General features: G+C 69.6%; 24 protein-coding genes. 10 read left to right on the top strand and 14 right to left on the bottom strand.

Annotated elements, in window-relative coordinates:
• Window positions 1-45: 45 nt before the first annotated feature.
• Window positions 46-1,512 (bottom strand): sensor histidine kinase, encoded by a 1,467-nt coding sequence (locus OO69_RS20640; RefSeq protein WP_033282205.1) that lies wholly within the window; start codon window positions 1,510-1,512, stop codon window positions 46-48.
• The gene (locus OO69_RS20635; protein WP_033282204.1) at window positions 1,512-2,249 is read right to left on the bottom strand and encodes a response regulator transcription factor; all 738 of its coding nucleotides are present in this window, start codon (window positions 2,247-2,249) and stop codon (window positions 1,512-1,514) included. Before OO69_RS20635 ends, OO69_RS20640 begins: the two co-directional genes overlap by 1 nt.
• Window positions 2,250-2,400: 151 nt before the next feature.
• Here OO69_RS20635 and OO69_RS20630 point away from each other — a divergent pair, with 151 nt between their 5' ends.
• From OO69_RS20630 to OO69_RS20610, 5 genes are all read left to right on the top strand, one after another.
• Window positions 2,401-3,753, top strand: coding sequence for a ferric reductase-like transmembrane domain-containing protein (locus OO69_RS20630; protein ID WP_033282203.1), 1,353 nt, complete (start codon window positions 2,401-2,403; stop codon window positions 3,751-3,753).
• Window positions 3,754-3,760: 7 nt separating this feature from the next.
• The gene (locus OO69_RS20625; RefSeq protein WP_033282202.1) at window positions 3,761-4,231 is read left to right on the top strand and encodes an FMN-binding protein; all 471 of its coding nucleotides are present in this window, start codon (window positions 3,761-3,763) and stop codon (window positions 4,229-4,231) included.
• Between the two features lie 75 nt (window positions 4,232-4,306).
• Window positions 4,307-5,689 carry a ferric reductase-like transmembrane domain-containing protein gene (locus OO69_RS20620; protein WP_033282201.1) on the top strand — a complete coding sequence of 461 codons (1,383 nt, stop codon included), beginning with the start codon at window positions 4,307-4,309 and terminating at the stop codon, window positions 5,687-5,689.
• 19 nt (window positions 5,690-5,708) lie between these two features.
• On the top strand, window positions 5,709-6,497 hold the full coding sequence (locus OO69_RS20615) for an FMN-binding protein (RefSeq protein ID WP_199810993.1): 789 nt from the start codon (window positions 5,709-5,711) through the stop codon (window positions 6,495-6,497).
• 55 nt (window positions 6,498-6,552) lie between these two features.
• Entirely contained in the window at window positions 6,553-7,293 is a 741-nt protein-coding gene (locus OO69_RS20610; RefSeq protein ID WP_234444494.1) for an FAD:protein FMN transferase, read from the top strand.
• A gap of 70 nt (window positions 7,294-7,363) precedes the next feature.
• Here the strand turns inward: OO69_RS20610 and OO69_RS20605 are convergent, their stop codons facing one another.
• The 8 genes from OO69_RS20605 to OO69_RS20570 all read right to left on the bottom strand — a co-directional run bounded on the left by OO69_RS20605 (window position 7,364) and on the right by OO69_RS20570 (window position 17,078).
• Window positions 7,364-7,903 (bottom strand): arginine repressor, encoded by a 540-nt coding sequence (locus OO69_RS20605; protein WP_019059868.1) that lies wholly within the window; start codon window positions 7,901-7,903, stop codon window positions 7,364-7,366.
• 19 nt (window positions 7,904-7,922) lie between these two features.
• Window positions 7,923-9,110, bottom strand: a complete 1,188-nt coding sequence (locus OO69_RS20600; RefSeq protein ID WP_033282200.1) for an acetylornithine transaminase — start codon at window positions 9,108-9,110, stop codon at window positions 7,923-7,925.
• Window positions 9,107-10,066 carry an acetylglutamate kinase gene (gene argB, locus OO69_RS20595; protein WP_033282199.1) on the bottom strand — a complete coding sequence of 320 codons (960 nt, stop codon included), beginning with the start codon at window positions 10,064-10,066 and terminating at the stop codon, window positions 9,107-9,109. The genes OO69_RS20600 and argB overlap by 4 nt, the downstream gene beginning before the upstream one ends.
• Window positions 10,063-11,217 carry a bifunctional glutamate N-acetyltransferase/amino-acid acetyltransferase ArgJ gene (gene argJ, locus OO69_RS20590; RefSeq protein ID WP_033282198.1) on the bottom strand — a complete coding sequence of 385 codons (1,155 nt, stop codon included), beginning with the start codon at window positions 11,215-11,217 and terminating at the stop codon, window positions 10,063-10,065. Before argJ ends, argB begins: the two co-directional genes overlap by 4 nt.
• Entirely contained in the window at window positions 11,214-12,242 is a 1,029-nt protein-coding gene (gene argC, locus OO69_RS20585) for an N-acetyl-gamma-glutamyl-phosphate reductase (RefSeq protein WP_033282197.1), read from the bottom strand. Before argC ends, argJ begins: the two co-directional genes overlap by 4 nt.
• A gap of 475 nt (window positions 12,243-12,717) precedes the next feature.
• Window positions 12,718-13,509 carry an enoyl-CoA hydratase/isomerase family protein gene (locus OO69_RS20580; RefSeq protein WP_051801136.1) on the bottom strand — a complete coding sequence of 264 codons (792 nt, stop codon included), beginning with the start codon at window positions 13,507-13,509 and terminating at the stop codon, window positions 12,718-12,720.
• Between the two features lie 26 nt (window positions 13,510-13,535).
• Window positions 13,536-14,528 (bottom strand): cytochrome P450, encoded by a 993-nt coding sequence (locus OO69_RS20575; protein WP_324604563.1) that lies wholly within the window; start codon window positions 14,526-14,528, stop codon window positions 13,536-13,538.
• 1,686 nt (window positions 14,529-16,214) lie between these two features.
• On the bottom strand, window positions 16,215-17,078 hold the full coding sequence (locus OO69_RS20570) for a hypothetical protein (protein ID WP_033282195.1): 864 nt from the start codon (window positions 17,076-17,078) through the stop codon (window positions 16,215-16,217).
• Window positions 17,079-17,151: 73 nt separating this feature from the next.
• Between OO69_RS20570 and OO69_RS20565 the strand changes: the two genes are divergently transcribed.
• Window positions 17,152-17,790: a TMEM175 family protein gene (locus OO69_RS20565; RefSeq protein ID WP_033282194.1), complete on the top strand. Its 639-nt coding sequence runs from the start codon at window positions 17,152-17,154 to the stop codon at window positions 17,788-17,790.
• 14 nt (window positions 17,791-17,804) lie between these two features.
• Here OO69_RS20565 and OO69_RS53020 read toward each other — a convergent pair whose 3' ends face one another.
• Complete coding sequence (locus OO69_RS53020; RefSeq protein WP_078652504.1) at window positions 17,805-18,218, bottom strand: hypothetical protein; 414 nt, start codon at window positions 18,216-18,218, stop codon at window positions 17,805-17,807.
• Window positions 18,219-18,806: 588 nt separating this feature from the next.
• Here OO69_RS53020 and OO69_RS20555 point away from each other — a divergent pair.
• Together OO69_RS20555 and OO69_RS20550 are read left to right on the top strand one after the other, a co-directional pair.
• Window positions 18,807-19,253 (top strand): MerR family transcriptional regulator, encoded by a 447-nt coding sequence (locus OO69_RS20555; RefSeq protein WP_033282192.1) that lies wholly within the window; start codon window positions 18,807-18,809, stop codon window positions 19,251-19,253.
• The gene (locus tag OO69_RS20550; RefSeq protein WP_033282191.1) at window positions 19,250-19,696 is read left to right on the top strand and encodes a carboxymuconolactone decarboxylase family protein; all 447 of its coding nucleotides are present in this window, start codon (window positions 19,250-19,252) and stop codon (window positions 19,694-19,696) included. The genes OO69_RS20555 and OO69_RS20550 overlap by 4 nt, the downstream gene beginning before the upstream one ends.
• Here OO69_RS20550 and OO69_RS20545 read toward each other — a convergent pair.
• Window positions 19,683-22,178: an alpha-L-arabinofuranosidase C-terminal domain-containing protein gene (locus tag OO69_RS20545; RefSeq protein WP_033282190.1), complete on the bottom strand. Its 2,496-nt coding sequence runs from the start codon at window positions 22,176-22,178 to the stop codon at window positions 19,683-19,685. The two genes, OO69_RS20550 and OO69_RS20545, sit on opposite strands and share 14 nt — an antisense overlap.
• Window positions 22,179-22,354: 176 nt before the next feature.
• On the opposite strand from OO69_RS20545, the gene OO69_RS20540 reads away from it, so the two are divergent.
• The gene (locus OO69_RS20540) at window positions 22,355-22,612 is read left to right on the top strand and encodes a hypothetical protein (RefSeq protein ID WP_033282189.1); all 258 of its coding nucleotides are present in this window, start codon (window positions 22,355-22,357) and stop codon (window positions 22,610-22,612) included.
• A 2-nt stretch (window positions 22,613-22,614) separates the two neighbouring features.
• Window positions 22,615-23,058, top strand: a complete 444-nt coding sequence (locus tag OO69_RS20535) for a DUF6314 family protein (RefSeq protein ID WP_033282188.1) — start codon at window positions 22,615-22,617, stop codon at window positions 23,056-23,058.
• Between the two features lie 16 nt (window positions 23,059-23,074).
• Here OO69_RS20535 and OO69_RS20530 read toward each other — a convergent pair whose 3' ends face one another.
• Both OO69_RS20530 and OO69_RS20525 read right to left on the bottom strand, forming a co-directional pair.
• Complete coding sequence (locus OO69_RS20530; RefSeq protein WP_033282187.1) at window positions 23,075-23,668, bottom strand: histidine phosphatase family protein; 594 nt, start codon at window positions 23,666-23,668, stop codon at window positions 23,075-23,077.
• A 105-nt stretch (window positions 23,669-23,773) separates the two neighbouring features.
• Window positions 23,774-24,211 (bottom strand): GNAT family N-acetyltransferase, encoded by a 438-nt coding sequence (locus tag OO69_RS20525; RefSeq protein WP_033282186.1) that lies wholly within the window; start codon window positions 24,209-24,211, stop codon window positions 23,774-23,776.
• Between the last annotated feature and the right edge of the window lie 66 nt (window positions 24,212-24,277).

Here is a 24,277-nt window from a genome sequence, read left to right as displayed (position 1 = left end):
GGCCCGTTGTGGCTGGGCGCGCAGTTCCCCGCGCCCCTGAGGGGGTCAGGCCGGCGGGAGTTGGACCGTGAACGTTGTTGAGCCCGGGCGGCTCTCCAGGGTCACGCTTCCCCCGTGTGCCTCCGCCACCGCCGACACGATCGACAGGCCCAGGCCCGCTCCTCCTCCCCCGCTGTCCGCTCGGCGGCGGTCCGCTCGGGTGAAGCGTTCGAAGACTCCTGGTTGGATCTCGGGCGGGACTCCCGGGCCGTCGTCGTGGACCACCAAGTAGGTCACGCCGTCGCCCGTCTCCACGGTCACCGTCACCTTTGTGCCGGCCGGTGTGTGCAGACGGGCGTTGGCCAGCAGGTTGGCCAGGAGTTGTTGGAGGCGGTGGGCGTCGCCTGTGACCGTGACGGGTTCCTCGGGGAGTTGGAGGGTCCAGCGGTGGTCGGGGCCGGCGGCTCGGGCGTCGGAGATCGCGTCGAGGACGAGGTGGGTGAGGTCGACCGGGCTGCGTTCCAGGGGGCGGCCGGCGTCGAGGCGGGCGAGGAGGAGCATCTCGTCGACCATGACGCCCATACGGGTGGACTCGGCGGCGATGCGTTCCAGCGCGCGGGTGACCTTGGGCGGGACGGGGTCCGGGTGCAGCAGGGCGAGTTCGGCGTGGCCCCGGATCGACGCCACCGGGGTGCGCAGTTCGTGGCTCGCGTCGGCCGCGAAGCTGCGGAGGCGTTCCTCGCTGGCGTGCCGGTGGGTGAGCGCGTCCTCGACATGGCCGAGCATGCGGTTGAAGGCACCGGCGAGGCGGCCCACCTCGCTGCGAGGGTCGGACTCGGGTGCCCGGGGCGGCAGGGTCACCTCACCGCTGGCCAGCGGGAGTTCACTGACCCGGGTGGCCGTGGCGGCGACGCGGCTGAGGGGTCGTAGCGACCAGCGGACCCAGAGCGCGCCCGCGAAGCCGGTGATCAGGAGGGCGGCGCCGAAGACGATCGCCTCGACCGTCTCCAGCCGGTGGACGGTGGCCTCCACCGACTCCAGCGGCAGGCCGGTGATCAGTACGTCGCCGTCCCGGCCCTGGGCGGCGAGGACGCGGTATCTGTCGAGGGAGGAGAGGCGGAGGGTGCGGGCCCTGCCGTCGGCCGGTACGGCGGCGAGTTCCCTCCGGTCCCGCGCGGTCAGGGTGACCTTCAGGTCGGTCGTGGTGTCGTCCTTGTCGGCGGGCACGACCGCCGCGTTGGTGACGGTGCCGTCGACCAGGCGGGCGCCGAACGTGCCCGGTGCCTGGCGGCGGGTGTCGCCGCGTTCCCGGTCGTCGGCGTCGTGGTCGGTCAGTGTCTGGCCCTTGTGCTCCAGGCTGGCCGGGAACTGGGTGCCGACCTCGGTCAGCTGCTGGTCGAGGCGGCCGGTGAGGAACCCGTCCAGCTCGATCACCGCGGCCACCCCGACGGCGGCGCAGCTGACCGCGAGGAGTACGACCAGGCCCGCCGTCAGCCGTGCCCGCAGGGTGTGCGGCCAGCGCGGTCCCCGCATCAGGGCACCGGCTTGAGCACGTACCCGGCCCCGCGCACGGTGTGGATCATGGGGGCGCGGCCCGCGTCCACCTTCTTGCGCAGGTACGAGATGTACAGCTCGACGACATGGGCCTGGCCGCCGAAGTCGTAGGACCAGACGCGGTCGAGGATCTGGGCCTTGCTGAGGACGCGGCGCGGGTTGCGCATGAGGAAGCGGAGGAGTTCGAACTCGGTCGGCGACAGCTCGACGAGGTCGCCCGCGCGGGTGACCTCGCGGGCCTCCTCGTCCATGACCAGGTCCCCGACGGTCATCCGGGGGCCCTCCTCCTGCTGGCGGGCCATGCCCGCACGGCGGAGGAGTCCGCGCAGCCGGGCCACGACCTCCTCCAGGCTGAAGGGCTTGGTGACGTAGTCGTCGCCGCCCGCGGTGATGCCGGCGATGCGGTCCTCGACGGTGTCCCGGGCGGTGAGGAAGAGCACGCAGACGTCGGGCTTGACCTCGTGCAGGGAGCGCAGCACGGCGAAGCCGTCGGTGTCCGGGAGCATCACGTCGAGGACGACGGCGTCGGGCCGCAGCTCGCGCGCCCCGGCGAGCGCGGCGGCGCCGTCGCCGGCCGCGCGGACCTCCCAGCCCTCGTAGCGCAGGGCGCCGGACAGCACCTCGGCGAGGTCGGGGTCGTCGTCGACGACGAGGACGCGCACGGGGGTGCCGTCGGGGCGGGTGAGGGCCGGTCGGCCGGAGCGGGTCGTGTTCATGGCGTTTACCAGCATCCCCCCTGGCGGCGCCGTCGGCCGCCGTGGACCGCTCTGAGTTTCCTCTGAGAAAGCTGAGAAAGCCGTCCGCTCAGAGATCCCTCAGAAGTTCGGCCCCCACAGTTGTGTGCAGGACGGGTGAGAGGACACACACATGACCACCGTGTACGAACGACGGACGGCACCGCCCGTGGCGCCGGCTCCCCGGCGTTCACCGGCGGGCGCGGTGCTCGGGCTGATCTGGGCCGGAGCGGCTGCCTCGGTCGCCCTCTGGTGGGCGGACACCGGGTCGGTGGTCGGGGCGGCGGGCTGGCTGACCGGGATCGGGCGGATCGCCGGGCTGCTGTGCGGCTACGCCTGCGCGGTTCTCGTAGGTCTGATGGCGCGGGTCCCGCTGCTGGAGCGCCGGGTCGGCTCGGACCGGGTGGCCCGCTGGCACGCGATGGCCGGGCGGTACACGGTCTGCCTGCTGGTCGTGCACGTCGTGTTCATCCTGCTCGGCTACGCCGCCCAGGACCGCGCCTCGATCGTGCACGAGACGGTGACTGTCGTACTCGACTATCCGGACATGCTGAAGGCAACCTTCGGCGCGGTGATCCTGTTCGCGGTCGGCATCACCTCGGCCCGGGCCGCGCGGCGCAGAGTCAGCTACGAGTTCTGGTACTACGTCCATCTCCTCACGTACGTCGCCGTGTTCCTCACCTTCTTCCACCAACTGAGCCTGGGCAACGAGTTCAACGGCCACGCCGGAGCCACGGCCGCCTGGTACGGCCTGTACCTCGGTGTCGCGGCCCTCGTCCTCTGGTACCGGATCCTCGCCCCGGTGCGGCTCAACCTGCGGCACCGGCTTCGGGTCGAGTCCGTGCACCGGGAGGCGCCGGGCGTGTACTCCGTCGTCGTACGCGGCCGGCATGTCGACGAACTCGGCGCGCAGGCAGGGCAGTTCTTCCGCTGGCGGTTCTTCGGGGAGGGGATGGGGTGGACGTCGACGCCGTACTCCCTGTCGGCGCCGCCCCGGCGGGACCTGCTGCGGATCACGGTCAAGGCGCTCGGCGACCACAGCGCGGCCGTGCCCTTGCTGCGGCCGGGGGCGCGGGTGTGGGCGGAGGGGCCGTACGGCTCGCTGACCGCCGAACGGCGCACCGCGCAGCGGTCGTTGCTGATCGCGGCCGGGGTCGGGATCACCCCGCTGCGGGCGCTGTTCGAGACGCTGCCGGGTGAGGTGACCTTGCTGTACCGGGCGCGGACCGCCCAAGACCTGGCGCTGGGCGCCGAGTTGGAGGCCATCGCGCAGTGGCGCGGGGCGAAGGTGCTGTACGCGCTCAACGGGCCGCAGGGGCAACGCCCTTCGCTCGGCGCGGCGGCGCTGCGCGAGGCCGTGCCCGATCTGGCCGGGCACGACGTGTACATCTGCGGCCCGCACGCGTTCGCCCAGGAGCTGTACGGGGCACTGCGCGCCGCCGGTGTGCCGGACCGCCGTATCCACCACGAGTCGTTCGAGCTGTGAGGCCGTCGTGCATCCGTTGAAGAAGAGCCGGCCGCTGCGCCGGATCGTGCTGGCGAGCGCGGTCACCGCGTCCGGTCTGGTGATGCTGCTGGCGCTGAAGCCGCACACGGCGCCCGCGATAGCGGCGTCCCCCGCGACCGCGCCGTCGAGCAGCTCCAGTGCCGGTACCGGTACGGGGTCCGGCGGTTCGAGCGCCACCGGCACCAAGACCGTCACCGGCGAGACCGCGCAGACCCGTTGGGGTCCCGTGCAGGTGAAGATCACCGTCAAGAACGGCAGGATCACCGATGCCACCGCGGTCCAGTCGCCGTCGGACAATCCGCGCGACCAGGAGATCAACTCCTATGCCCTGCCGGAGCTGAGGCGCGAGGTGCTGTCCGCGCAGAGCGCGAGCATCGACACGGTGTCGGGCGCCACCTACACAAGTGACGGTTACCGCCAGTCACTCCAGTCCGCACTGGACTCCGCGGGACTCTGAACGCACAGGCGCAACGGCACGTACTTCAGGGCCAAGGGACCAGCCCACCCCCCTTGCCCCGTCCACGGAGGAACCGTGACCACCACGCTCGCAGGCGGACGTGCCGCCCGCCGACAGACGATGCGCCGCATCCGCCCGCGCCGCTCCCCAGCGACCCTGCTGCTGCTCGCCGTCTGGGCGGGCGCGGTCGGGGTGCTGTGGCTGTGGTGGCACAACACGCCGTCCATCGCCGACCAGAACGGCAAGATCCTCAACGCGGGCCGTATCACCGGCCTGTTGGCCGGTTATCTGATGGCACTCGTCGTGCTCCAGATGGCCCGCGTGCCCGCCCTGGAACGCCGGGTCGGCTCCGACCGGGTCGCCCGCTGGCACGCGATGAGCGGCCGCTACACGCTCTGCCTGGTCTTCGCGCACGTCTTCCTCATCATGTGGGGTTACGCCCTCCAGGCGGGCAAGACGCTGAGCGACATCGTCCAGCAGACCATCGACTCGGTGAACCAGCTGCCCGACATGGGCAAGGCCGCGATCGGCACCGGCCTGTTCCTGCTCATCGGCCTCTCGTCGATCGGCGCCGTCCGCCGCAGGCTGCCGTACGACCTGTGGTACCACGTGCATCTGCTGACGTACGCGGCGGTGTTCTTCACCTTCTGGCACCAGATCAGCACCGGCAACGACTTCGCGCTGACGCCGATCGCCAAGACCGTCTGGTACGGGCTCTACGGCACGGTCACCGCGCTGGTCGTCTGGTACCGGATCCTCACCCCGATCCGCCTCAACATGCGGCACCGGATGCGGGTCGAGGCGGTCATCGAGGAGACGCCCGGCATCGTGTCCGTGCTGATCAGCGGGCGCAAGCTGCACCGGATCGGCGCGGAGGCCGGGCAGTTCTTCCGGTGGCGGTTCCTGGCGCCGGGCATGCGGTTCAGCTCGCACCCGTACTCGCTGTCGGCGGCACCCCGCCCGAACATGCTGCGGATCACGGTCAAGGCGATCGGCGACCACAGCGCCCGGCTGCGCGAGCTGCGCCCCGGCACCAAGGTGTGGGCCGAGGGCCCGTACGGCGCGATGACCTCGCAGCGGCGCACCCGCGGCAAGGTGCTGCTGGTCGCGGGCGGCGTCGGCATCACGCCGATGCGGGCCCTGTTCGAGACGCTGCCCGGGGGCGCCGGTGACATCACGCTGCTCTACCGCGCCAACACCACCCAGGACCTGGCGCTGTGGGACGAGCTGGCGAAGATCGCCGACGAGCGCGGCGCCCGCCTGATGTACGCGGTCAACAGCCCCGGCGGGGAGCGCCCCGACATCTCGGCGGACTCCCTGCGCCGGAAGCTGCCGGACATCGACAACCACGACGTCTTCATGTGCGGGCCGCCCGGCTTCGCGCAGTCGGTCTACGAAGCACTGCGCGGCGCCGGGGTTCCCGCCCGCCGTATCCATCACGAGTCGTTCGAGATGTGAGCGACGGGAGTCAGGAGCGATGAAGAAGAGCCACCCCATCCGGCGTGTTCTGCTTGCGAGCGCCGCCACCGTGTCCGGGATCGTGCTGCTGCTCTCCCTGAAGCCGGCGACCGACTCCTCGTCGGCGTCCGCGCAGGGTGCGGCGGCCCAGGAGACCGCCGCCGCACAGGAGTCGCCCCAGGGCGGTGCCGCGGCGGCCGGGACCTCGACGGTCACGGGCGCCGTCGCCCAGACCCAGTACGGGGTCGTCCAGGTGCGCCTGACGGTCGCCAACGGCAAGATCACCAAGGCCGAGGCGGTCCAGGCGCCCAAGGGCGGCACCAGCGACCAGAAGACCGCGCTGTCCGTGCCCAAGCTCAACCAGGAGGTCGTGGCCACCCAGAGCGCGGACATCACGTCCGTGTCCGGGGCGAGCTACACCAGCGCCGGCTACAAGCAGTCGCTGCAGTCGGCCATCGACAAGATGAAGGCCGCCGGCACCAACACGGCCGCCCCGTCCCAGAGTTCGGCCGCCGGGTCGGGTCAGGCCGCCCAGGCCAAGACCGTCACCGGTGATGTCGTGACGACCGAGTACGGGCCCGTCCAGGTCAGGATCACGGTCGCGGGCGGCAAGATCACCAAGGCCGACGCGGTGCAGGCCCCGAGCGGCGGCACCAGCGACCAGAAGACGGCGCTGGCGGTCCCCAAGCTCAACCAGGAGGCCGTGGCCGCCGGGAACGCGAACATCGACTCCGTGTCGGGCGCTTCGTACACGAGCGGCGGCTACAAGAAGTCCCTGCAGTCGGCGCTGGACAAGGCCGGTGGCTGACACGGTGACCGATCCCGCGGCGGCACCCGCCGAACTGCGGCACGCCGAGGAGGTCATGGGGACGGTGTTCTCCTTCGACATCCGCGGCGGGGAGCCCGAGGCCGTCCGCACCGCGCTGGAGCAGGCGATCGCCCAACTGCACCGCGTGAACGAGGTGTTCAGCACCTACCGCGACGACAGCCAGGTCTCCCGGCTGGCCCGCGGCGAGCTGACCCTGGCCGAGTGCGACGCCGAGGTCGCCGAGGTGCTGGAGCTGGGCGCCGAGGCGGAGCGGGTGAGCGCCGGCTGGTTCAGCACCAAGTACGAGGGACCCCTCGACCCCACCGGCGTCGTGAAGGGCTGGGCCGCCGAGCGCGCGGCCGAGCTGATCGCGGCGGCGGCCGGGGTGAGCGGGGTCAGCGTGAACGGCGGCGGCGACGTCCAGATGTTCGGCACCCCGGGACCGCACCGGCCCTGGCGCGTCGGCGTCTCCGACCCGCTCCGCCCGGGCGGTCTCGCGGCCGTCATCTCCGCTGCGGGCGCTGATGAGTTGGCCGTGGCGACCTCCGGTACGGCGGAGCGCGGGGCGCACATCGTGGACCCGAGCACCGGCAAGTCCGCGGTGACCGACCTGGTCGCGGTCACCGTCGTGGCACCGCGTCTGACCTGGGCCGACTGCTGGGCCACGGCCGCGTTCGCGATGGGCTCGCGGGAGGGCCTTGCCTGGCTGGAGTCGCTGCCGGACGTAGAAGCCCTGCTCATCACGGCGGGCGACGAGGTGCGCTGCACCGGCGGCCTGGCGGCCAGACTCGGCTGAAGCCCCATGCGAGTCGGGGGTGCACCGGACAACTCCGGTGCACCCCCGACTCGTTGGCCGTACGGCTACGTCAGTGGTCGTTCTGCGCCAGCCGCAGCAGATGGTCCGCGAGGGCCTGGCCGCCGAGCGGGTCCCGGCTGATCAGCAGGAGCGTGTCGTCGCCGGCGATGGTGCCGAGGATGTCCTGGAGTTCGGCCTGGTCGATCGCCGAGGCGAGGAACTGGGCGGCGCCCGGCGGGGTGCGCAGGACCACGAGGTTGGCGGAGGCCTCCGCGGAGATCAGCAGCTCGGAGGAGAGCCGCCGCATCCGCTCCTCCTTCGCCGACTCCCCCAGCGGCACGCGCGGGGTGCGGAAACCGCCCTCGCTCGGGACCGCGTAGATGAGGTCGCCGTCGTTGTTGCGGATCTTCACCGCGTTCAGCTCGTCCAGGTCCCGGGAGAGCGTCGCCTGCGTGACACTCAGCCCGTCGTCGGACAGCAGCTTCGCCAACTGGCTCTGGGAACGCACCGGTTGCCGGTTGAGGATGTCCACGATCCGGCGGTGGCGGGCGGTGCGGGTCTGCGGCACGGCGGGCCCCGCGGTGTGCTCGTGCTCCTGCGCCTGGCTCATCGTCGACTCATTCTCCGGATCATCCGTCCCCCTTGGCCACGTCCAGAACACCGGGCAGCGCCCGGAGGAACGCGTCCGCCTCGTCGTCGCCGAGGTTCAGCGGTGGCATCAGCCGTACGACATCGGGGGCGGGCGCGTTGACCAGGAAGCCGGCGTCCTGAGCCGCCTGTTGCGCCTGGGGCGCGAGCGGCTCGGTGAGCACGATACCCAGGAGGAGACCCGCACCCCGGACATAATCGATCAACGGGTGGCCCAGCGACTCGATTCCGTCCCGCAGCTTCTCGCTCTGCCGCTTGACGTTCTCCAGCAACCCCTCGTTCGCGATGGTGTCGAGTACGGCGAGTCCGGCGGCGCAGGCGACCGGGTTGCCGCCGAACGTCGTGCCGTGCTGGCCCGGCTGGAGCAGCTCGGCCGCACGACCGAAGGCGACGGTGGCGCCGAGCGGCAGCCCGCCGCCGAGTCCCTTCGCGAGGGTCACGACATCGGGCAGCACGCCTTCGTGGGCCTGGTACTCGAACCAGTGCCCGGTACGGCCGACCCCGGTCTGCACCTCGTCCAGGACCAGCAGCGCGCCGTGCGCGGCGGTGATGGCGCGGGCCGCCTTCAGGTAGCCGGCGGGCGGTACGACGACGCCGTTCTCGCCCTGGATCGGCTCGATGATGACGAGCGCGGTGTCCTCGGTGACGGCGGCGGCCAGCGCCTGCGCGTCGCCGTAGGGCACGTGTGTGACATCGCCGGGCAGCGGCAGGAACGGCTCCTGCTTGGCGGGCTGGCCGGTGAGGGCGAGGGAGCCCATCGTCCGTCCGTGGAAGGCGCCTTGGGTGGCGACCATGTGCTGACGGCCCGTCAACCGGCCGATCTTGAAGGCGCCTTCGTTGGCCTCGGCGCCGGAGTTGCAGAAGAACACCTTGCCGTCCCGGCCGAACCGCTCAAGCAGCCGTTCGGCGAGGGTGACGGGCGGTTCGGCGATGAACAGGTTGGAGACATGGCCGAGTTGGGCGATCTGCGTGCTGACGGCCTCGACGATCGCCGGGTGGGCGTGCCCGAGGGCGTTGACCGCGATCCCGCCGACGAAGTCGACGTACTCGTTGCCGTCGGCGTCCCACAGCTTGGCACCGGCGCCGCGGACGAGGGGGAGCTTCGGGGTGCCGTAGTTGTTCATGAGCGACCCCTGCCAGCGCTGGGTCAGCTCCTCATTGGCGGTCATACGGCATCCCCCTGCTTCTTGCCGGCCTTCTTGGCGTTCTTCTTCTTTGCGGGCTTCGCGTCGGGCAGCTCGTCCGGCACGACCATCGTGCCGATGCCCTCGTCGGTGAAGATCTCCAGCAGGATCGAGTGCTGGACCCGGCCGTCGATGACGCGCGCGGTGGTCACGCCGTTGCGCACGGCGTGCAGACAGCCCTCCATCTTCGGCACCATCCCGGAGCTCAACTCCGGGAGCAGCTTCTCCAGTTGGGTGGCGGTGAGGCGGCTGATCACCTCGTCGCTGTTGGGCCAGTCCTCGTAGAGACCCTCGACGTCCGTGAGGACCATGAGAGTCTCGGCCCCCAGCGCAGCAGCGAGAGCCGCAGCAGCCGTGTCAGCATTGACGTTGTAGACATGTCCGTCGTCCTCGCTCCTGGCGATCGACGAGACGACCGGGATACGGCCGTCCGCGAGCAGTGCCTCGATCGCGCCGGTGTCGATCGCGGTGATCTCGCCCACCCGCCCGATGTCGACCAACTCCCCGTCGATCTCGGGCAGATGCTTGGTGGCGGTGATGGTGTGCGCGTCCTCGCCGGTCAACCCGACGGCGAGCGGCCCGTGTTGGTTGAGCAGCCCGACCAACTCGCGCTGCACCTGCCCCGCGAGGACCATCCGTACGACGTCCATGGCGTCCTCGGTGGTGACACGCAGGCCGGCCTTGAACTCGCTGACGATGCCGTGCCGGTCGAGGGCGGCGCTGATCTGCGGGCCGCCGCCGTGCACGACGACGGGCTTGAGCCCGGCGTGGTGCAGGAACACGACGTCCTGGGCGAAGGCGGCCTTCAGGTCCTCGTCGATCATGGCGTTGCCGCCGAACTTGATGACGACGGTCTTGCCGTTGTGCCGGGTCAGCCAGGGCAGCGCCTCGATGAGGATCTGCGCCTTGGGCAGCGCGGTGTGCTTGCGGGTAGTGCTCATGACGAGTACGCGCTGTTCTCGTGGACGTAGTCCGCGGTGAGGTCGTTGGTCCAGATCGTCGCGGTCTCGGACCCGGCGGCCAGGTCGGCGACGATGTGCACCTCGCGGTAGCGCATGTCGACCTTCTCGCGGTCCTCGCCGACGCCCCCGTTCTTGCAGACCCACACACCGTTGATGGCGACGTTGAGCTGGTCGGGTTCGAAGGCGGCCTTGGTGGTCCCGATCGCGGACAACACCCGTCCCCAGTTGGGGTCTTCGCCGTGGATCGCGCACTTGAGGAGGTTGTTCCGGGCGATGGAACGGCCCACCTCCACGGCCTCGTCCTCACTCGCGGCGTTGACGACCTCGACCTTGATGTCCTTGCTGGCGCCCTCGGCGTCCCGGATGAGCTGCTGCCCGAGGTCGTCGCAGACGGCACGCACGGCCTCAGCGAACTCGGCCTGGTCCGGGGTGACTTGGGAGGCGCCGGAGGCGAGCAGCAGCACGGTGTCGTTGGTGGACATGCAGCCGTCGGAGTCGACACGGTCGAAGGTGGTGCGCGTGGCGGCCCGAAGTGCCGTGTCCAGTACGTCACTTGCGACATCGGCGTCGGTGGTGAGGACGACGAGCATGGTGGCAAGGCCCGGGGCGAGCATGCCGGCGCCCTTGGCCATACCGCCGACGGTCCAGCCGTCCTTGGTGGTCACGACGGCGGTCTTGTGGACGGAGTCCGTGGTCTTGATGGCGATGGCGGCCTTCTCGCCGCCGTGCGGGGAGAGTTGACCGGCGGCGGCCTCGACTCCCGGAAGCAGCTTGTCCATCGGGAGGAGCAGACCGATGAGACCGGTCGAGGCGACGGCGACCTCGGCGGCGTTCAGCCCGAGCGTGTCGGCGACCTTCTCGGCGGTGGCGTGCGTGTCCTGGAAGCCCTTCGGACCCGTACAGGCGTTGGCGCCACCGGAGTTGAGGACGACGGCGGAGACCTTGCCGCCCTTCAGCACCTGCTCGGACCAGAGGACCGGCGCGGCTTTGACGCGGTTGGAGGTGAAGACGCCCGCGGCGGCGAGGCGGGGCCCGGTGTTGACCACGAGGGCCAGGTCCGGGTTGCCGTTCTCCTTGATCCCGGCGGCGATTCCCGCGGCCGTGAATCCCTGTGCTGCCGTCACACTCACGGCGCGACTCCGATCGTGGTCAGCCCGGTGGACTCGTCGAGCCCGAGGGCGAGGTTCATGCTCTGTACGGCACCGCCCGCGGTGCCCTTGGTCAGGTTGTCGATGGCGCTGATCGCGATGATCCGTCCCGCGGCCTCGTCGTACGCGACCTGCACCTGAACGGCGTTGGAACCGTAGACGGACGCCGTCGCGGGCCACTGCCCCTCGGGGAGGAGGAAGACGAAGGGCTCGTCGGCGAAGGCCTTCTCGTACGCGGCGCGGAGCAACTCACCGGTGACCCCTTCACGCGCTTTGGCGCTGCACGTGGCGAGGATGCCGCGGGGCATCGGCGCGAGGGTGGGCGTGAAGGAGACGGTGACGGTCTCACCGGCTGCCTCGCCCAGATTCTGGATGATCTCGGGGGTGTGCCGGTGCCCACCGCCGACGCCGTAGGGCGACATGGACCCCATGACCTCACTGCCGAGCAGGTGAGCCTTGGGGGCCTTGCCAGCACCGGAGGTCCCGGATGCGGCGACGATCACGGCCTCGTTCTCGGCGAGTCCGGCGGCGTACGCCGGGAAGAGCGCGAGCGAGGCGGCCGACGGGTAGCAGCCGGGCACGGCGATGCGCTTGGATCCCGCCAACGCGGCGCGGGCGCCCGGGAGTTCGGGCAGGCCGTAGGGCCAGGTGCCGGCGTGCGCGGAGCCGTAGAACTTCTCCCAGTCGGCCGCGTCCTTCAGCCGGAAGTCGGCGCCCATGTCGACGACGAGGACGTCCGGGCCGAGCTGCTCGGCGACGGCGGCGGACTGGCCGTGCGGGAGCGCGAGGAAGACGACATCGTGTCCGGCGAGGACTTCGGGGGTAGTTTCCTGGAGGACCCGGTCGGCGAGCGGCAGCAGATGCGGTTGCAGCGCGCCGAGTTTCTGTCCGGCGTTGGAGTTGCCGGTCAGGGCACCGATCTCGACCTCGGGGTGCGCCAGGAGCAGACGCAGGAGTTCCCCGCCCGCGTATCCACTCGCTCCGGCCACTGCCGCACGTACCGCCATGGAACCCTCCTCTTCGATGGCATGACTATACGTTTCGCTGCACGTTTATGCAATCCGAGGGGGTGGGTATGCACTCACGTCGGTGTGGCCGAGAGTGCGTCACCAGCGGCCAGGCATGGCCCGGCCCGGGAAGGCGTGCGCCGCGGAAGGCCTGCCAGGTGTCGGCTCGGTCGCTGCCCGCGGGGTGGCCGCACTCGGGGGCCAGGTCGGCCCGCCGGTCGGCCTTGACGTGTTGGCGGCAGCGCTCGCACGCGTACCAGAGCCCGGACGCGACGGGCCCGGCGAAGGGGAAGCCTCCAGTGGTGCCCGTGACTTCCGCCGACGGCGTGGTCTCCCCCGTCGGGAAGGCCACGCCGCCTGTTCGGGGGACCTCTCGGCGAAGGGATCCGTCCGGCAGAGGTCGCGGAAGGTCCAGCCGAGTTCCATCCGCCCGGCGCGGGGGCTGGTTTCGCTGGACCGGCCGGGGGGGGAGCCGTCAGCTCGGGTCGGAACTCGTCTGTCCTCTCGACGAACGCGCATTGACCGCCCGGGTCACCGCGGATGTGAGCAGCTCTCCGTCGAAGTAGCCGCCGATGGAGAGCTGGGCGGCGTTGGCGCGTGCGCTCAGCATGCGCTTCGTTATTCGGATGGCCGCGGGGTCCCGGCGTGCCATCGTCTTGGCCAGACGGCTGACGGCCGCGTCCAGGCCGTCACGTGGAACGACGTTGTGGAGGACGGAGAGTTCCCGGGCCCGGTCCGCACCGAAAGCCTCCGAGGTCAGCAGGAGGTAGCGGACCCAGGACTGCCCCACCTCCGTGGGGAGACGGTCCAGGACTCCTCCCCAAGCGGGCGGGAGCCCGAGCCCTAGCTCTGGCATCCGGAAGCGGCAGGTGTCGGCACCGACGCGCAGATCGCAATAGATGGCGAGTCCCAAGCCGGCCCCTATGACGTCTCCGTGAAGCCGGGCGATGGTGACCACCTCCAGTCTGGAGAGTGCGGCGCACACACGCTCAGCCTTGGCGGCGAGCGCGCGAAGCGAGCCACCGGAGGGGTCTTCGGCCAGCAGGGCGGGAAACTCGCTGCGGTCGCCTCCCTGGCAGAAGTCATCTCCTGCCCCGGAAAGCACCATGACGCGAATCGTGGTGTCCTCCTGAAGCCTGTTCAGCACCTCCAGGAGGTCGGTGAGAACCTCTCCGGACAGGGCGTTTCCGCTCTCGGGCCGGTTGAGCTGCACCTGGAGGATGGGGCCCTCTTCGACCACGCGCAGGCTCTTGAAGTCGGTCGGCATGTCAGCTTCCTTGGAGTGGGTGGAGGTCATTCGAGGACGAGTTCCAGCGAGGTCGTGCGCCGGAAGGCGATCCGCGATGCCCACTGGACAGGTGCGTTGATGCGAAGGCGCCCGGGGCGCTTGAGCAGGGATTCGAGAAGGACTGTCGCTTCCAGGCGTGCGAGCTGGCTGCCAAGGCAGTAGTGGATTCCGGCGCCGAAGCTCAGGTGCGGGGGTCCCGCCGTCTTCGTCTGACGACGACGGACATCGAAGTGGTGTGCATCCGTCCACTGGGCCGGGTCGTGATGCGCTGCTCCCACCATGAGTTGGACCATCCCGCCTGCGGGCACACGGATTCCGCCAAGGTCGGTGGTGGTGCCGGCGATGCGGCTGATCATGTGAATCGGTGGGTCGTAGCGCAGGGCCTCTTCCACCGCGTCCGGTACGAGGTGAGGGAGCTGGCGCAGCCAGTCCTCCTGCTCGCGGTGGCTGAGCACGAGGCGGAGCGTCGCGGACAGCACGTGGCTCGTCGTCTCCAAGGCCGCGAGAATCATGAACAGGGCTATGGAGTGGACGGCCTCGTCGACGGTGGCCCGGTCGCGCTCTCGTTCATCCCAGATCCTGAGCCAGTTCGAAATGGGATCGGTGCCAGGATTCTCCCGGCGGTCATTGATCAGTGCGGAAAAGTAGGACCGGAGTTGAGCGGTCGCGGCATCCGAGAGTGACAGCTCGGTCGCGGACGGAAACAACTCCTGGGTGAAGACCTGGTCGTGGGTCAGGGTGCGCAGGAGGCCGTAGTCGGAGGAAGGCAGGCCCAGCCACTCACCGATCGCGATTACGGGAAGTTCCTCACCGACGCTCTTCACGAAATCCGCCGGCCCTTGACTCAGCTCCTCGAAGAATTGGTCGAGGAGACGGTCGACCGTCTTTTGTATCGAAGAACCCAACTGCGGGAGTAGGCCTTTGTGAAACACGCGACCAAGGATTTCCCTCGTCTGCGTGTGGAGCGGAGGATTCAGCATCGGCAGGGTGGAAGCCATCTGGAACGATGCGGCTGAATTCCATCGATTCGAGCCCGTCTGGCTGGCGCGCCATTGACGATCGGGAACCCTCCACGACTTATCTCGTAGAATGCTGTGACACAGCCGATAGGAGGTTATCAAATGCCCTCCCCACGGCGCCGGGATCACTTCGCCAAGCGACCTGAGCTGATCGTAGATGGGTAGCGGATTGGACTGTCCTTCACTCCTGCGAAGACGAGCGAAAAGCGAAACCAGTGCGCGTCGGTCGACGTTGCTAGAAGCAACTATGGATTCCAAAGCAACTCTTCCTTTAGCAGCCAGGACGTAACCGCAGGCCTGCATACCCCTGTGATTAAACGTTCATGCGCGGTGGCTGCTGTTGTGCGGATCACGTTTGACCGATTCAGGCTTTCATCATCGAATCTGACCTGCCAAGAACGACCTCCCCCGGTTCGTCTGCGCGCCCCTATTTCCAGGGAAGCGACTGCCGGTGACGCGCGAGGCACGGACGTGCGCCGCAGGCAAGACCGCAGTGGACTTTCACAGGAAGTCGCGGGCATTCAGCCCCCGCCAAAGTGTCTGGCCGCAGGTAAATGCACGTCAGGCGGGGCGTGGCCCGCCCACCTCATCCAGCGGACGGCCGGGACGAACAGCGTTGGTCAACTGGGGGAGGCCTGACGGGACTTGGAGGAACTATGTCGTCTCGGTGTCAGCCTCATTGCTGCGCTTTTCGACCGGACCACGTTCCAGCGATTTGGACGGCGTGATCCTCCAGGACGATATGCGGCCTCAGCTCACCCTGCTCTTTTAATTCCGCCAGTTGCCGCTACCAGGGCAGGCTCATTAGACCCTTTTCCAGAAAAACCTGACCAGCCGCGTCGAGAATCCGGGACCTTGTCTCCGGCGCACGCTGCTGCGGACGCCGAGGCCGCATATTCTCTGCGCGATGGTCGTTCATGGGTTGCCACCTTCGAGGGGCTTACGGCAGTTCAATACGAGAAACCTTCAATGTCACCCATTCTAGATTATTGCCGCAATTCTTTGGGCAGGCACGGGGTTCCTCGAGTTCGCTCAATGTCCGCATGGAAACGTCCAGCGAATCGCAATCGGCTGGACAGACCTCGTAACCGCTGATCAACTCTTGGGTACCGCCCGGCATTTCCCAGGGGTACGCGGCATCGAATCCGTCCGCATGCGCGTGCGCCGTTCCACCGCGTCGACTCTGTCGCCCGGATCCGAAGCCCCTGGCCCTGCGGAACACGCCCGCGGCCAGCTCATGGAGCGGCCGCCCGGGGCGCAGGTCGCCGGGTGTCGACGCACCGCCTTCGCGCGGCACCGACCGACCGGCCCGCAACACTCCTCGACGGATGAGCAGCACCCTGAGCGTCCCCGTGAGCATTCGCCCTCTGCCTCCACTCATACCCCTAAGATCGCATGCCGCGAGCTGCCAGAAAAGACCACCTCGTCCAAACTTGGCACGGCGGTCTGCGGACATTGAGAACTTTCCGGTCTTACAGACTTGCAGGTGGCTGGATCAAAGAGGTTGCCCGGTCCAAAAGAGCCCGACTGGTACGGCGGACGGCAAGGAGACGCGACGTCCGGCCTGGACATGCACCGCAGGTGTGAACCAGGCCGGCACGTCGGACCTCGAAACAAGAGGGACGGTCTACGTGTCCCGGGACGGGCTGAAAACCGGGCAAACCGTCACCGTGGATCCGCGGGGGAAGATCCCTGTGCTGCCGGGCCCTGCGTACGGGCCGAGCGGGGCTGAGCACGCAGGGCGGGCAGCCGGGCGCAGTCGTCAGCGCTCGCCAGTCCCTCGCCCAGGGCCAGCAGCGAGAGGAGTTGCACCGGGCGGCCGGCGGTGGCCGCGGCCTCCAGTTTGTGGTGGCCGTCGAGGAGGAAGTGCGTCAGACCCCAGTGCTGGGACTGGTCGTCCCCGAAGGCGATGGCGGGCTCGCACACGTCCAGCGTCGAGACCGCCACGGCCGTCGGGACCGCACCCCGGTCCATGAGCTCGACGTACTCCTCGACGCGCTCCCGGTCGTTCCACGTCGGCGGAACCATCGGCACGACGAACTCGTACAGGTGGGCGGACGCGTCGACCGCGGTCTCGAAGGTCCGGTAGTACGGCGTGTGCGGGTACTCCGGGAGGCCCCAGAACTGGTCGATCCCCGAGGAGTCCACCTGCTCGCCGCTGAAGTAGTCGCCTTCGCGGCCCGGGATCACCAGCCGGGGCTCCACCCGCAGCAGCACCGGAAGGTACTCGCCCTGTGGCAGCAACGCGCCGAACGCGTCGATCACACCGCCGTCACCGGGCTCGGCCAGCGTCCCGGTGAGCTGCTCCCGTAGGTCCTCCAGCGACAGCTTCTGATTCGCGGTCACCAACCGGCGGAACAGCAACGGGCATGTCCCACACCAGTAGCTGAGCTCGAACGCGGGCTCCCCGTCGACCACGAGCAGTCTCCGCCCGGTCCGACCCCCGCTCCGCTGCGGTTCCGCCTCGAAGCGCAACCGCGCCTCGGCGTCCGGGACGCCGAGTCCGCGCGGCTCGTCACATCTGATCATCACGGACCGACCGTAAGCGGACCCGACGGTTCGACACCACCGCTCAAGGACGCGACGCCCTACTGTCGTCGGCATGACGGAGCCCGTCGCAGCGATGCGCACACCCGAGCACTCCCCCGGCACGGCACGCCTGATCGCTCTGTCCGACGGGATATACGCCATCGCGATGACGCTGCTCGTCATCAACGTCGCGGTCCCCTCGAACCTGGGCGACGCCGCCTTCCACAAGGCCCTGAGCGACGCCCTGCCCAGCCTCGGCGCCTTCGCGCTCAGCTTCACCCTCATCGCCGGGTTCTGGCGTGACCACCGCCGCATCCTCACCGCGGTGCCCGTCGAGACGGGCGTGGTCACCCGCCTCACCCTCCTCGGACTCGGCCTGGTCGCCCTCCTGCCCTTTCCCACCGGGCTCCTGGCCGAGTACGCCTCACAGCCCGACGCCGTGGCCCTCTACGCGAGCGCCATGGCCGCGATCCACGCGGTGCACGCGGCGCTCCTGCTGCTCACGCAGCGCCAGGTGCACCCCTCACCCGACTCCCCCGCCGCCAGGGCCCGCCGTCGCTTCACCGCCCAACTCGGCTCCAGCGTCCTGGTGTTCGGCCTGTCCATCCCCCTGGCCTTCCTCAACACGAAGGCCGCCATGTGGTTCTGGATCGCGCTCGTCCCCGCGCACTACGCCCTCGGCCACTACCGGCGCCGGCCCGCGCGGGACTGACACCTCCCGCTCGGTCAGGACCGCTCGGCGAGTACGGCTTCGAGGTGGGCGACGTGGCGGGCCTCGGCCTCTTTGCGGACGGCGGCGAAACGGCGGTCGACGATCAGCAGGGGAATCAGCCAGAGGTAGCCCCACAGGCTGAAGTGGTCCACCACTCCCGTCCGCCGCAGCGCCGTGTTGGTGGCGAAGCACAGGATGAGGCTGACCGCCCACGCGGCCGTCCGGTACCGGCCGAGGAGGCGCACCGGCGCGTTCCACGGGCCGGACAGCGCCTCCAGGGTCGTGGCACGCACGGTGGCGGCCCGGTCCACGCTCCCGGCGCCCCGCGTGATCGCGCCGTCGCCGCCGTCGCCGTCCCGCTGCCGGAGGTCCTCGGCCAGGGCGCGGGCCTGGGCCTCGGTGTCACGGCCCTGGAGCGCACCGACCACCGCCCTCATCCTGATGTCGTCCCAGTAACCGCGCCGGGCCCAGCGCTCGGCGGCGGGCCGCTCGGCCTCGGCGGACTCCGGTGCCGGCTCCTTCAGGCGCCGGGAGAGAACGGAGGCACGCGCGGCACGGCCGGGGTACTCGAACGCGTCGGCGCGCAGGCACAGTTCGGCGTAACCGGCGAGGAGCCCGAGATGGTCGGCGTCGAGCCCGAGCCCCGCCCGGAACGCCTCCTCCGCACGGTCGTCGTGGTCGTCGTCGTCCTCGACGGCATGCCCGAGGGCCAGCCAGCAGTAGAGATCGGGCTGCGGCCCCAGCTCGTCCAGCCCCTCCTGCGCGGCACGCCGGACGGCCGCGTTCCCCCCCGGCCAGGAACAGCTGCTCGCAGCGGTCCTGGTACACGTCGACCGCGGTCGTCCCGCTCATGTGGAATCCCCCTCGCCAACTCCCTCCCCGGGAGCCGGACAAGTGTGCGGGGCGGGTAATCCCCAGGTCAAGCGCCGTTCTACGGTTCGGATCCGGGTCCCGCGCCCGCAGTGGCCCCCGGTCCGCTTGACCTGGAGCGCGCTCCAGGTTCTACGGTTGTGTCCATGAGCAGCGGACAGCCCCCGGAACCCCTCCCCCGGGACCGGGAACCCACCCTCACCATCGCCCAGGTCGCCGAGCGCACCGGTCTCTCGCACGACACGCTGCGCTACTACGAGAAGGCCGGCCTCATCGAGCGGGTCGGGCGGACCACCGGCAACCAACGGCGGTACCAGGCGGCGGACTTGGCCTGGCTGGAGTTTCTGCTGCGGCTGCGCGGGACGGGTATGTCGATCGCCGACATGCAGCGGTTCGCGGGGCTGCGGGCGGCGGGGAATGTCACGGTCGCCGACCGGCTGGCGATGCTCCGTGAGCACCGTGCCGAACTGGCCGACCGGATCAGGGCGTTGCGCCGCAACGCGTCCGCGCTGGACGACAAGATCGACCACTACGAACAGCTGCTCCTCGACGAGGTCGAGCACGAGCGGCCGGGATCGGATGAACCGACATGAGCGCGAGCACCACCCGTGAAGAGCGTTTCACCCACGGCCTGGAGGTCCTGAAGCGGGTCGACGGCGAGGCCGGGCAGCGCGTCGTCGACTCGCTCGCCGACATCAACCCCGAACTGGGCCACCAGGTCGTCGCCTGGGCCTTCGGCGAGATCTACGACCGTCCCGGACTCGCCCCGCGCGACCGCCAGTTGGTGACGCTGGGCATGCTCACCGCGCTCGGCGGCTGCGAGGCGCAGCTCGACGTGCACGTGAACGCGGCACTGAACGTGGGCCTCACGCCCGAGGAGATCATCGAGGCCCTCACGCACTCCGCCGTGTACTGCGGCATCCCCAAGGCGCTCAACGCCACCTTCGCCGCCAAGAAGGTCTTCGCCGAGCGCGGACTGCTGCCGCTGGGACAGCAGCCCGCGCCGGACGCTCAAGCGGAAGCTACCTCTGCTTGATCCTGAGGAACGTGACCGAGTTCGCCGGGAAGGTGTAACTGAACCTGTCCGCAACCCCGTTGAAGGTGGACACGACCGGCGCGACCGCGGTCGCCGTCTCGCTGTTCACCGCGTCGGGCGCGGCGGCGAGCGTGGTCACCTTCGCCCTGGACGCGACCTTGGCGCGGCCCAGGTCGATCGCCGTACGGGCCGCCGAAGACTGGTCGTTGACTACCTTGACGATCAGGTCGCCGGTCTTCGCGTCCTTGGTGACGACCTGACGGAACGGCTCGGCCGGCTTGTCGTCGGCGAAGCTGCCCCACTCCTCGCCGTCGAGGTACAGGGTGACCTGACGGCCCCTCACCTTGATGTCGACGTCGTAGGCGCGGCCCGTCTCGATGGTCCCCGGCTTGGCGATCAGCGTCGACTTGCCGCCGTCCACCGCCTGTTCGACCGCGGTCTGGGTGTTGTTCCAGCCGCCCAGGTTCCACCAGTAGTAGTTGCCGGTGTCCTTGACCCCGAACGCGACCAGGAAGCCTTCTTTTCCTGCCTTCTTGGTGGCCTTCACGTGCAGGTCGTAGTCGTGCCAGGCCGGGTCGCCCGCCGACACCATGGTGTTCTCGGCGGCGGTGTCGGTCTGGACGTACTGCCCGTCCTGGAGGCTCCAACTCCCGCCTCCCGTATGGGTCCACTGAGCCGCGTCACCGGAGAAGTCGTCGGAGAGCAGCGCCGAACCGTCCGCCGCCGTCACCTGCACATCGTCGTACGCCGCGCTCGTCGCCCAGGTCGACAGGCCGACCGCGCCGGAGATCGGGGCGACAAGTGACGGTGTGCCGGTGGCAGTTGAGGGCACCACCCGGCTGCCGACGTTGTTCATGAACAGCTTCTGGACCTCGTAGTTGGCGGAGCCCCAGGACGCGTGGTTGTTGAACCACACCAGGTCCGGGCGCCACTGGACGTAGTCCTCGTTGGCGAACAGCGGTGCGTAGGAGGCGAGTTTGACGACGTCGGCGTTGCGTTCCAGGCCGGTCATGTAGGCAGCCTCGGCGAGGCCGTTCTTGAACGCGTTGCCACCGGAGGCGTATTCGCCGAGGAAGACCTTCGGGCCGGTGCGGTCGTAGGAGTCGTAGCGGTCGTTGTTCTGCAGGAACCACTGCGGGCTGTTGTAGTAGTGCTCGTCGACCATGTCGACCTTGGCGTCCTTGTTGAGCTGCCAGGCCGTGTCGAAGGTCGAACCGCTGTCGTCCGGGCCCGCGTTGGAGATCACGGTCATGTACGGGTACTTGGCCTGGATCGCCGTACGGAACTGGGTGAAGCGGGCGAAGAACTCGGCGGGGAGGGTCTCCTCGTTGCCGACCTCGATGTGGGTGAGGTGGAAGGGCTTGGGATGGCCCATCTCGGCGCGCAGCCCGCCCCACTTCGACGTCACCGGCCCGTTGGCGAACTCGACGAGATCCAGGGTGTCTTGAATGTGCCGCTGGAGCAGCGCCGGGTCGTCGACGGCCTTGTTCTGGCCGCAGCCGGTCACCAGGGCCGGTACGACGGGCAGCGGCATCGCGCCGATGTCCTCGGCGAAGCGGAAGTACTCGTAGTAGCCGAGGCCGTAACTCTGGTTGTATCCCCAGAAGTTGGAGTTCACGGCACGGGTCTCGACCGGGCCTACGGTGTCCTTCCACTGGTACGAGCGCTTGCGCTGGTAGCCGGAGGCGGCGCTGTAGTCGTCCATGGAACCGGTGTTGACCAGGCAGCCGCCGGGGAAGCGCACGAAGCCCGGGTGTAGTGCGGCGATCTTCTCGGCGAGGTCCTGGCGCAGGCCGTTCGGCTCGTGCTTGTAGGTGTCGCGAGGGAAGAGGGACACCATGTCGAGGGCGGACGCGTCGGAGGTGCCGACGGTGAGGCGGCCAGTGGTGCTGGTGCGGGTCGCGGTGAAGGTCGCCCTGTACTGCGCCCAGCCGTCCTTCTTCACCCGCACCTGACGTGCCGTCGCCAGGGTGCCGCCGGTGTCCTGGAGGCTCACGGTGAGGGTGGTACCGCTGTCGGCGCGGGCCCAGACCGAGAAGTCGTACTTCTTGCCGTCCTCGACAGCGATGCCGGTGTTGTAACCGGCGTTCGTGACGGACGAACTCGCCGCCAGGGAGAGGTAGTTGCGGTTGGTCTCGTTGAGGCGGCCGGCGTCGTTCACCACCTGGGCCGTACCGGCGACCGTCCAAGCGGTCAGCGGGGTGTACGACTTGTTGTCGTCGGTGGAGTACTCGAAGGACCGGTTCTGCACGAGCTCGGCGTACAGGCCGCCGTCCGCCGCGCGGTTGATGTCCTCGAAGAAGACGCCGTACATCGTCTTGTCGATCGCGGCGCCCCGCGCCGACGGATCGACGGTGATCGCGTAGTCGGTGACGTCCGTGACGTCCTCGGCGTGGGCGGGTGCGGGGACGACGGCCGTCGCCAGCAGGAAAGCGCTTGCCCCTAAGGCAAGTCTCAGGCGGGTGCGGCTGGTGCGTGACATGGATACTCCGCGGCTCTTGAAGGTGCTCTGAAGTTGCCCCGAGGAAAGTCGCCCTGAGGGGGCGCCCCGAGGTCGTTCGAAATACCAAACGTCGGTCAGCACTTCGAACGGCAAGATAGGGAAGCGGCGTGAGCACGTCAATGGGATCGGCGCGGGAGGGACGTAGGGTCGAAGGCATGCATGCGCTGTTCCCGTACCTGGCCCTGCTCGGCTTCCTCGGCGCCGTACTGGGCTTCTTCACCTGGCTGGCCCGGCGGATCCGCCGCCGCGGCACCGCCGGGGGCGCCATGGGCGGCGCCCTGGCCGCGTACGAGGAGGCCTTCCGGGCCACGAGCCACGCGTCGCACTACGAGATCCGGGCCCAGGGCGAACGCAAGGCGCCCACCGACTCGCCGGACGGCCTGCGTCGTCGGCGGCGGCGCGGGAAGGGATGACGATGGGCGAGTTCTGGCCGGTGCCCGACGTATTGGCGTATCTGTCCGGGAGTTGGCGGGTGCGGCGGTCGGTACGGGACCTGTCGAGCGGGGACGAGGGCGACTTCACGGGTACGACCGTCTTCAGCGCCCTGCCCGAAGGGGGCCTGCTGCACACGGAGTTGGGCACCTTCACCTGGCAGGGCGTGGCCCGCCCCGCCGAACGGACCCTACGGTTCCTGCCGGGCGGGGCCCCCGCGGTGGCCGACGTCCGCTTCGGCGACGGGCGGCCGTTCCACGACCTGGATCTGACCTCGGGGCACCACGTCGCCGACCATCCCTGTTCGGCGGATCTGTACCGGGGCGAGTTCACGGTTCTGGACGCGGACCACTGGCGGACGGTGTGGCGGGTGGGCGGACCGGCGAAGGATCTGGTGCTGAGTACGGAGTATGCGCGCGGGAGTTGAGCGGTGGCGGCCCGCCCTACACCCGCCTCGACTGAACCCCCGCCCCGTCGAACCGCAGGTTCCACCGCCCCGCATGCCCCGTGACCGTGGTCGTCGACAGGGGGCGTACGTCGAAGTTCCAGTAGGTCGACGGGGGTGCCTTGAGGGCGTAGACCAACGCGGCGCGGATGACGGAGGGTTCGGCTACGGCGACGATGCGGCCGCCGTCGTCGTCCGGGCGCGTGTCCAGCCAGCCGCCGACGCGGGCGATGAAGGCCAGCAGGGACTCGCCGCCGTGCGGGGTGGAGCGCGGGTCGGCGAGCCAGGCGTCGACCAGGGCCGGTTCGCGGGCCATCGCCTCGCCGAGGGTCAGGCCGCGCCAACGGCCCATGTCGCAGTCCCGCAGGGCGAGTTGCACCAGCGGGGTGTAACCGAGGCCGTCGCCGGTGGTGCGGCTGCGCGGGGTCGGTGAGCAGTAGCGCAGCTCCGCCGCCGCCAGCGGCAGCAGGACCGGGGCAGCGCGCTGCACCTCGTCCCAGCCCGCCTGGTCCAGCGGGCGGTCGTCCTCGAAGCGCTCCGCGAGCAACGGGGAGCTGCGCGCGGCGGCGACAAACGTGACCCGAAGTTGCATGCCGCGATCGTGATCCCGCCGAAGTACGCAGGTCAAGGGGGGCCGGATGAGAGTTACCCAGGGTGGGCGAAACCTCACGTCGAGGGTCGGGACCAGGCGGACAACTCACTCCAAACCGAGGGCCATCCACCGGTCGGGCCGCTCCAATGGCTTGAACCCGAGCTTCTCGTACACCCCGTGGGCGTCGTGCGTGGCGAGCAGGATCCGCCGCAGCCCGAACGGCCGCAGCTCCTCGCACACGGCGCCGACGAAGGCCGTGCCGATGCCCTTGCCGCGCGCCGACGGGTCCACGTACACGTCGCACAGCCACGCGAACGCGGCGTGGTCGGTGACCACGCGCGCGTACGCCACCTGCTCCCCCGAAGCCGTGTCGTACACCCCGAAGTTCATCGAGGACGCGACCGCGCGCTCGTGCTTCTCGCGGGGCCGGTCCTTCGCCCAGTAAGCGTCGGTGGACAGCCAGCGGTGGGTGCGGTCGATGTCGACGCGGGCGGAGTCGGCGGAGAACTCATAGCCGTCGGGAAGGCTCGGGATGTCGTTCATGGCCGGAGAATCACAGGTCGGAGGGTGGGGTGTCGAGCGGTTTTCACCGGTGGAACGGGCGTTGTC

Origin of the sequence: Streptomyces sp. NRRL F-525 (assembly GCF_000716605.1) — a bacterium.
Taxonomy (GTDB): Bacteria; Actinomycetota; Actinomycetes; order Streptomycetales; family Streptomycetaceae; genus Streptomyces.
The sequence above is the reverse complement of the archived record's forward strand: the minus strand, read 5'-3'. Positions and strand labels throughout refer to the sequence as shown.

What these genes read in the sequence shown, in the direction of transcription:
- OO69_RS20640 (WP_033282205.1), bottom strand. Translation starts at nt 1,512, where the DNA reads ATGCGGGGACCGCGCTGGCCGCACACCCTGCGGGCACGGCTGACGGCG.
- OO69_RS20635 (WP_033282204.1), bottom strand. Translation starts at nt 2,249, where the DNA reads ATGAACACGACCCGCTCCGGCCGACCGGCCCTCACCCGCCCCGACGGC.
- OO69_RS20630 (WP_033282203.1), top strand. Translation starts at nt 2,401, where the DNA reads ATGACCACCGTGTACGAACGACGGACGGCACCGCCCGTGGCGCCGGCT.
- OO69_RS20615 (WP_199810993.1), top strand. Translation starts at nt 5,709, where the DNA reads ATGAAGAAGAGCCACCCCATCCGGCGTGTTCTGCTTGCGAGCGCCGCC.
- OO69_RS20610 (WP_234444494.1), top strand. Translation starts at nt 6,553, where the DNA reads ATGGGGACGGTGTTCTCCTTCGACATCCGCGGCGGGGAGCCCGAGGCC.
- OO69_RS20605 (WP_019059868.1), bottom strand. Translation starts at nt 7,903, where the DNA reads ATGAGCCAGGCGCAGGAGCACGAGCACACCGCGGGGCCCGCCGTGCCG.
- OO69_RS20600 (WP_033282200.1), bottom strand. Translation starts at nt 9,110, where the DNA reads ATGACCGCCAATGAGGAGCTGACCCAGCGCTGGCAGGGGTCGCTCATG.
- argB (WP_033282199.1), bottom strand. Translation starts at nt 10,066, where the DNA reads ATGAGCACTACCCGCAAGCACACCGCGCTGCCCAAGGCGCAGATCCTC.
- argC (WP_033282197.1), bottom strand. Translation starts at nt 12,242, where the DNA reads ATGGCGGTACGTGCGGCAGTGGCCGGAGCGAGTGGATACGCGGGCGGG.
- OO69_RS20580 (WP_051801136.1), bottom strand. Translation starts at nt 13,509, where the DNA reads ATGCCGACCGACTTCAAGAGCCTGCGCGTGGTCGAAGAGGGCCCCATC.
- OO69_RS20575 (WP_324604563.1), bottom strand. Translation starts at nt 14,528, where the DNA reads ATGGCTTCCACCCTGCCGATGCTGAATCCTCCGCTCCACACGCAGACG.
- OO69_RS20570 (WP_033282195.1), bottom strand. Translation starts at nt 17,078, where the DNA reads ATGATCAGATGTGACGAGCCGCGCGGACTCGGCGTCCCGGACGCCGAG.
- OO69_RS20565 (WP_033282194.1), top strand. Translation starts at nt 17,152, where the DNA reads ATGACGGAGCCCGTCGCAGCGATGCGCACACCCGAGCACTCCCCCGGC.
- OO69_RS20555 (WP_033282192.1), top strand. Translation starts at nt 18,807, where the DNA reads ATGAGCAGCGGACAGCCCCCGGAACCCCTCCCCCGGGACCGGGAACCC.
- OO69_RS20550 (WP_033282191.1), top strand. Translation starts at nt 19,250, where the DNA reads ATGAGCGCGAGCACCACCCGTGAAGAGCGTTTCACCCACGGCCTGGAG.
- OO69_RS20545 (WP_033282190.1), bottom strand. Translation starts at nt 22,178, where the DNA reads ATGTCACGCACCAGCCGCACCCGCCTGAGACTTGCCTTAGGGGCAAGC.
- OO69_RS20540 (WP_033282189.1), top strand. Translation starts at nt 22,355, where the DNA reads ATGCATGCGCTGTTCCCGTACCTGGCCCTGCTCGGCTTCCTCGGCGCC.
- OO69_RS20535 (WP_033282188.1), top strand. Translation starts at nt 22,615, where the DNA reads ATGGGCGAGTTCTGGCCGGTGCCCGACGTATTGGCGTATCTGTCCGGG.
- OO69_RS20530 (WP_033282187.1), bottom strand. Translation starts at nt 23,668, where the DNA reads ATGCAACTTCGGGTCACGTTTGTCGCCGCCGCGCGCAGCTCCCCGTTG.
- OO69_RS20525 (WP_033282186.1), bottom strand. Translation starts at nt 24,211, where the DNA reads ATGAACGACATCCCGAGCCTTCCCGACGGCTATGAGTTCTCCGCCGAC.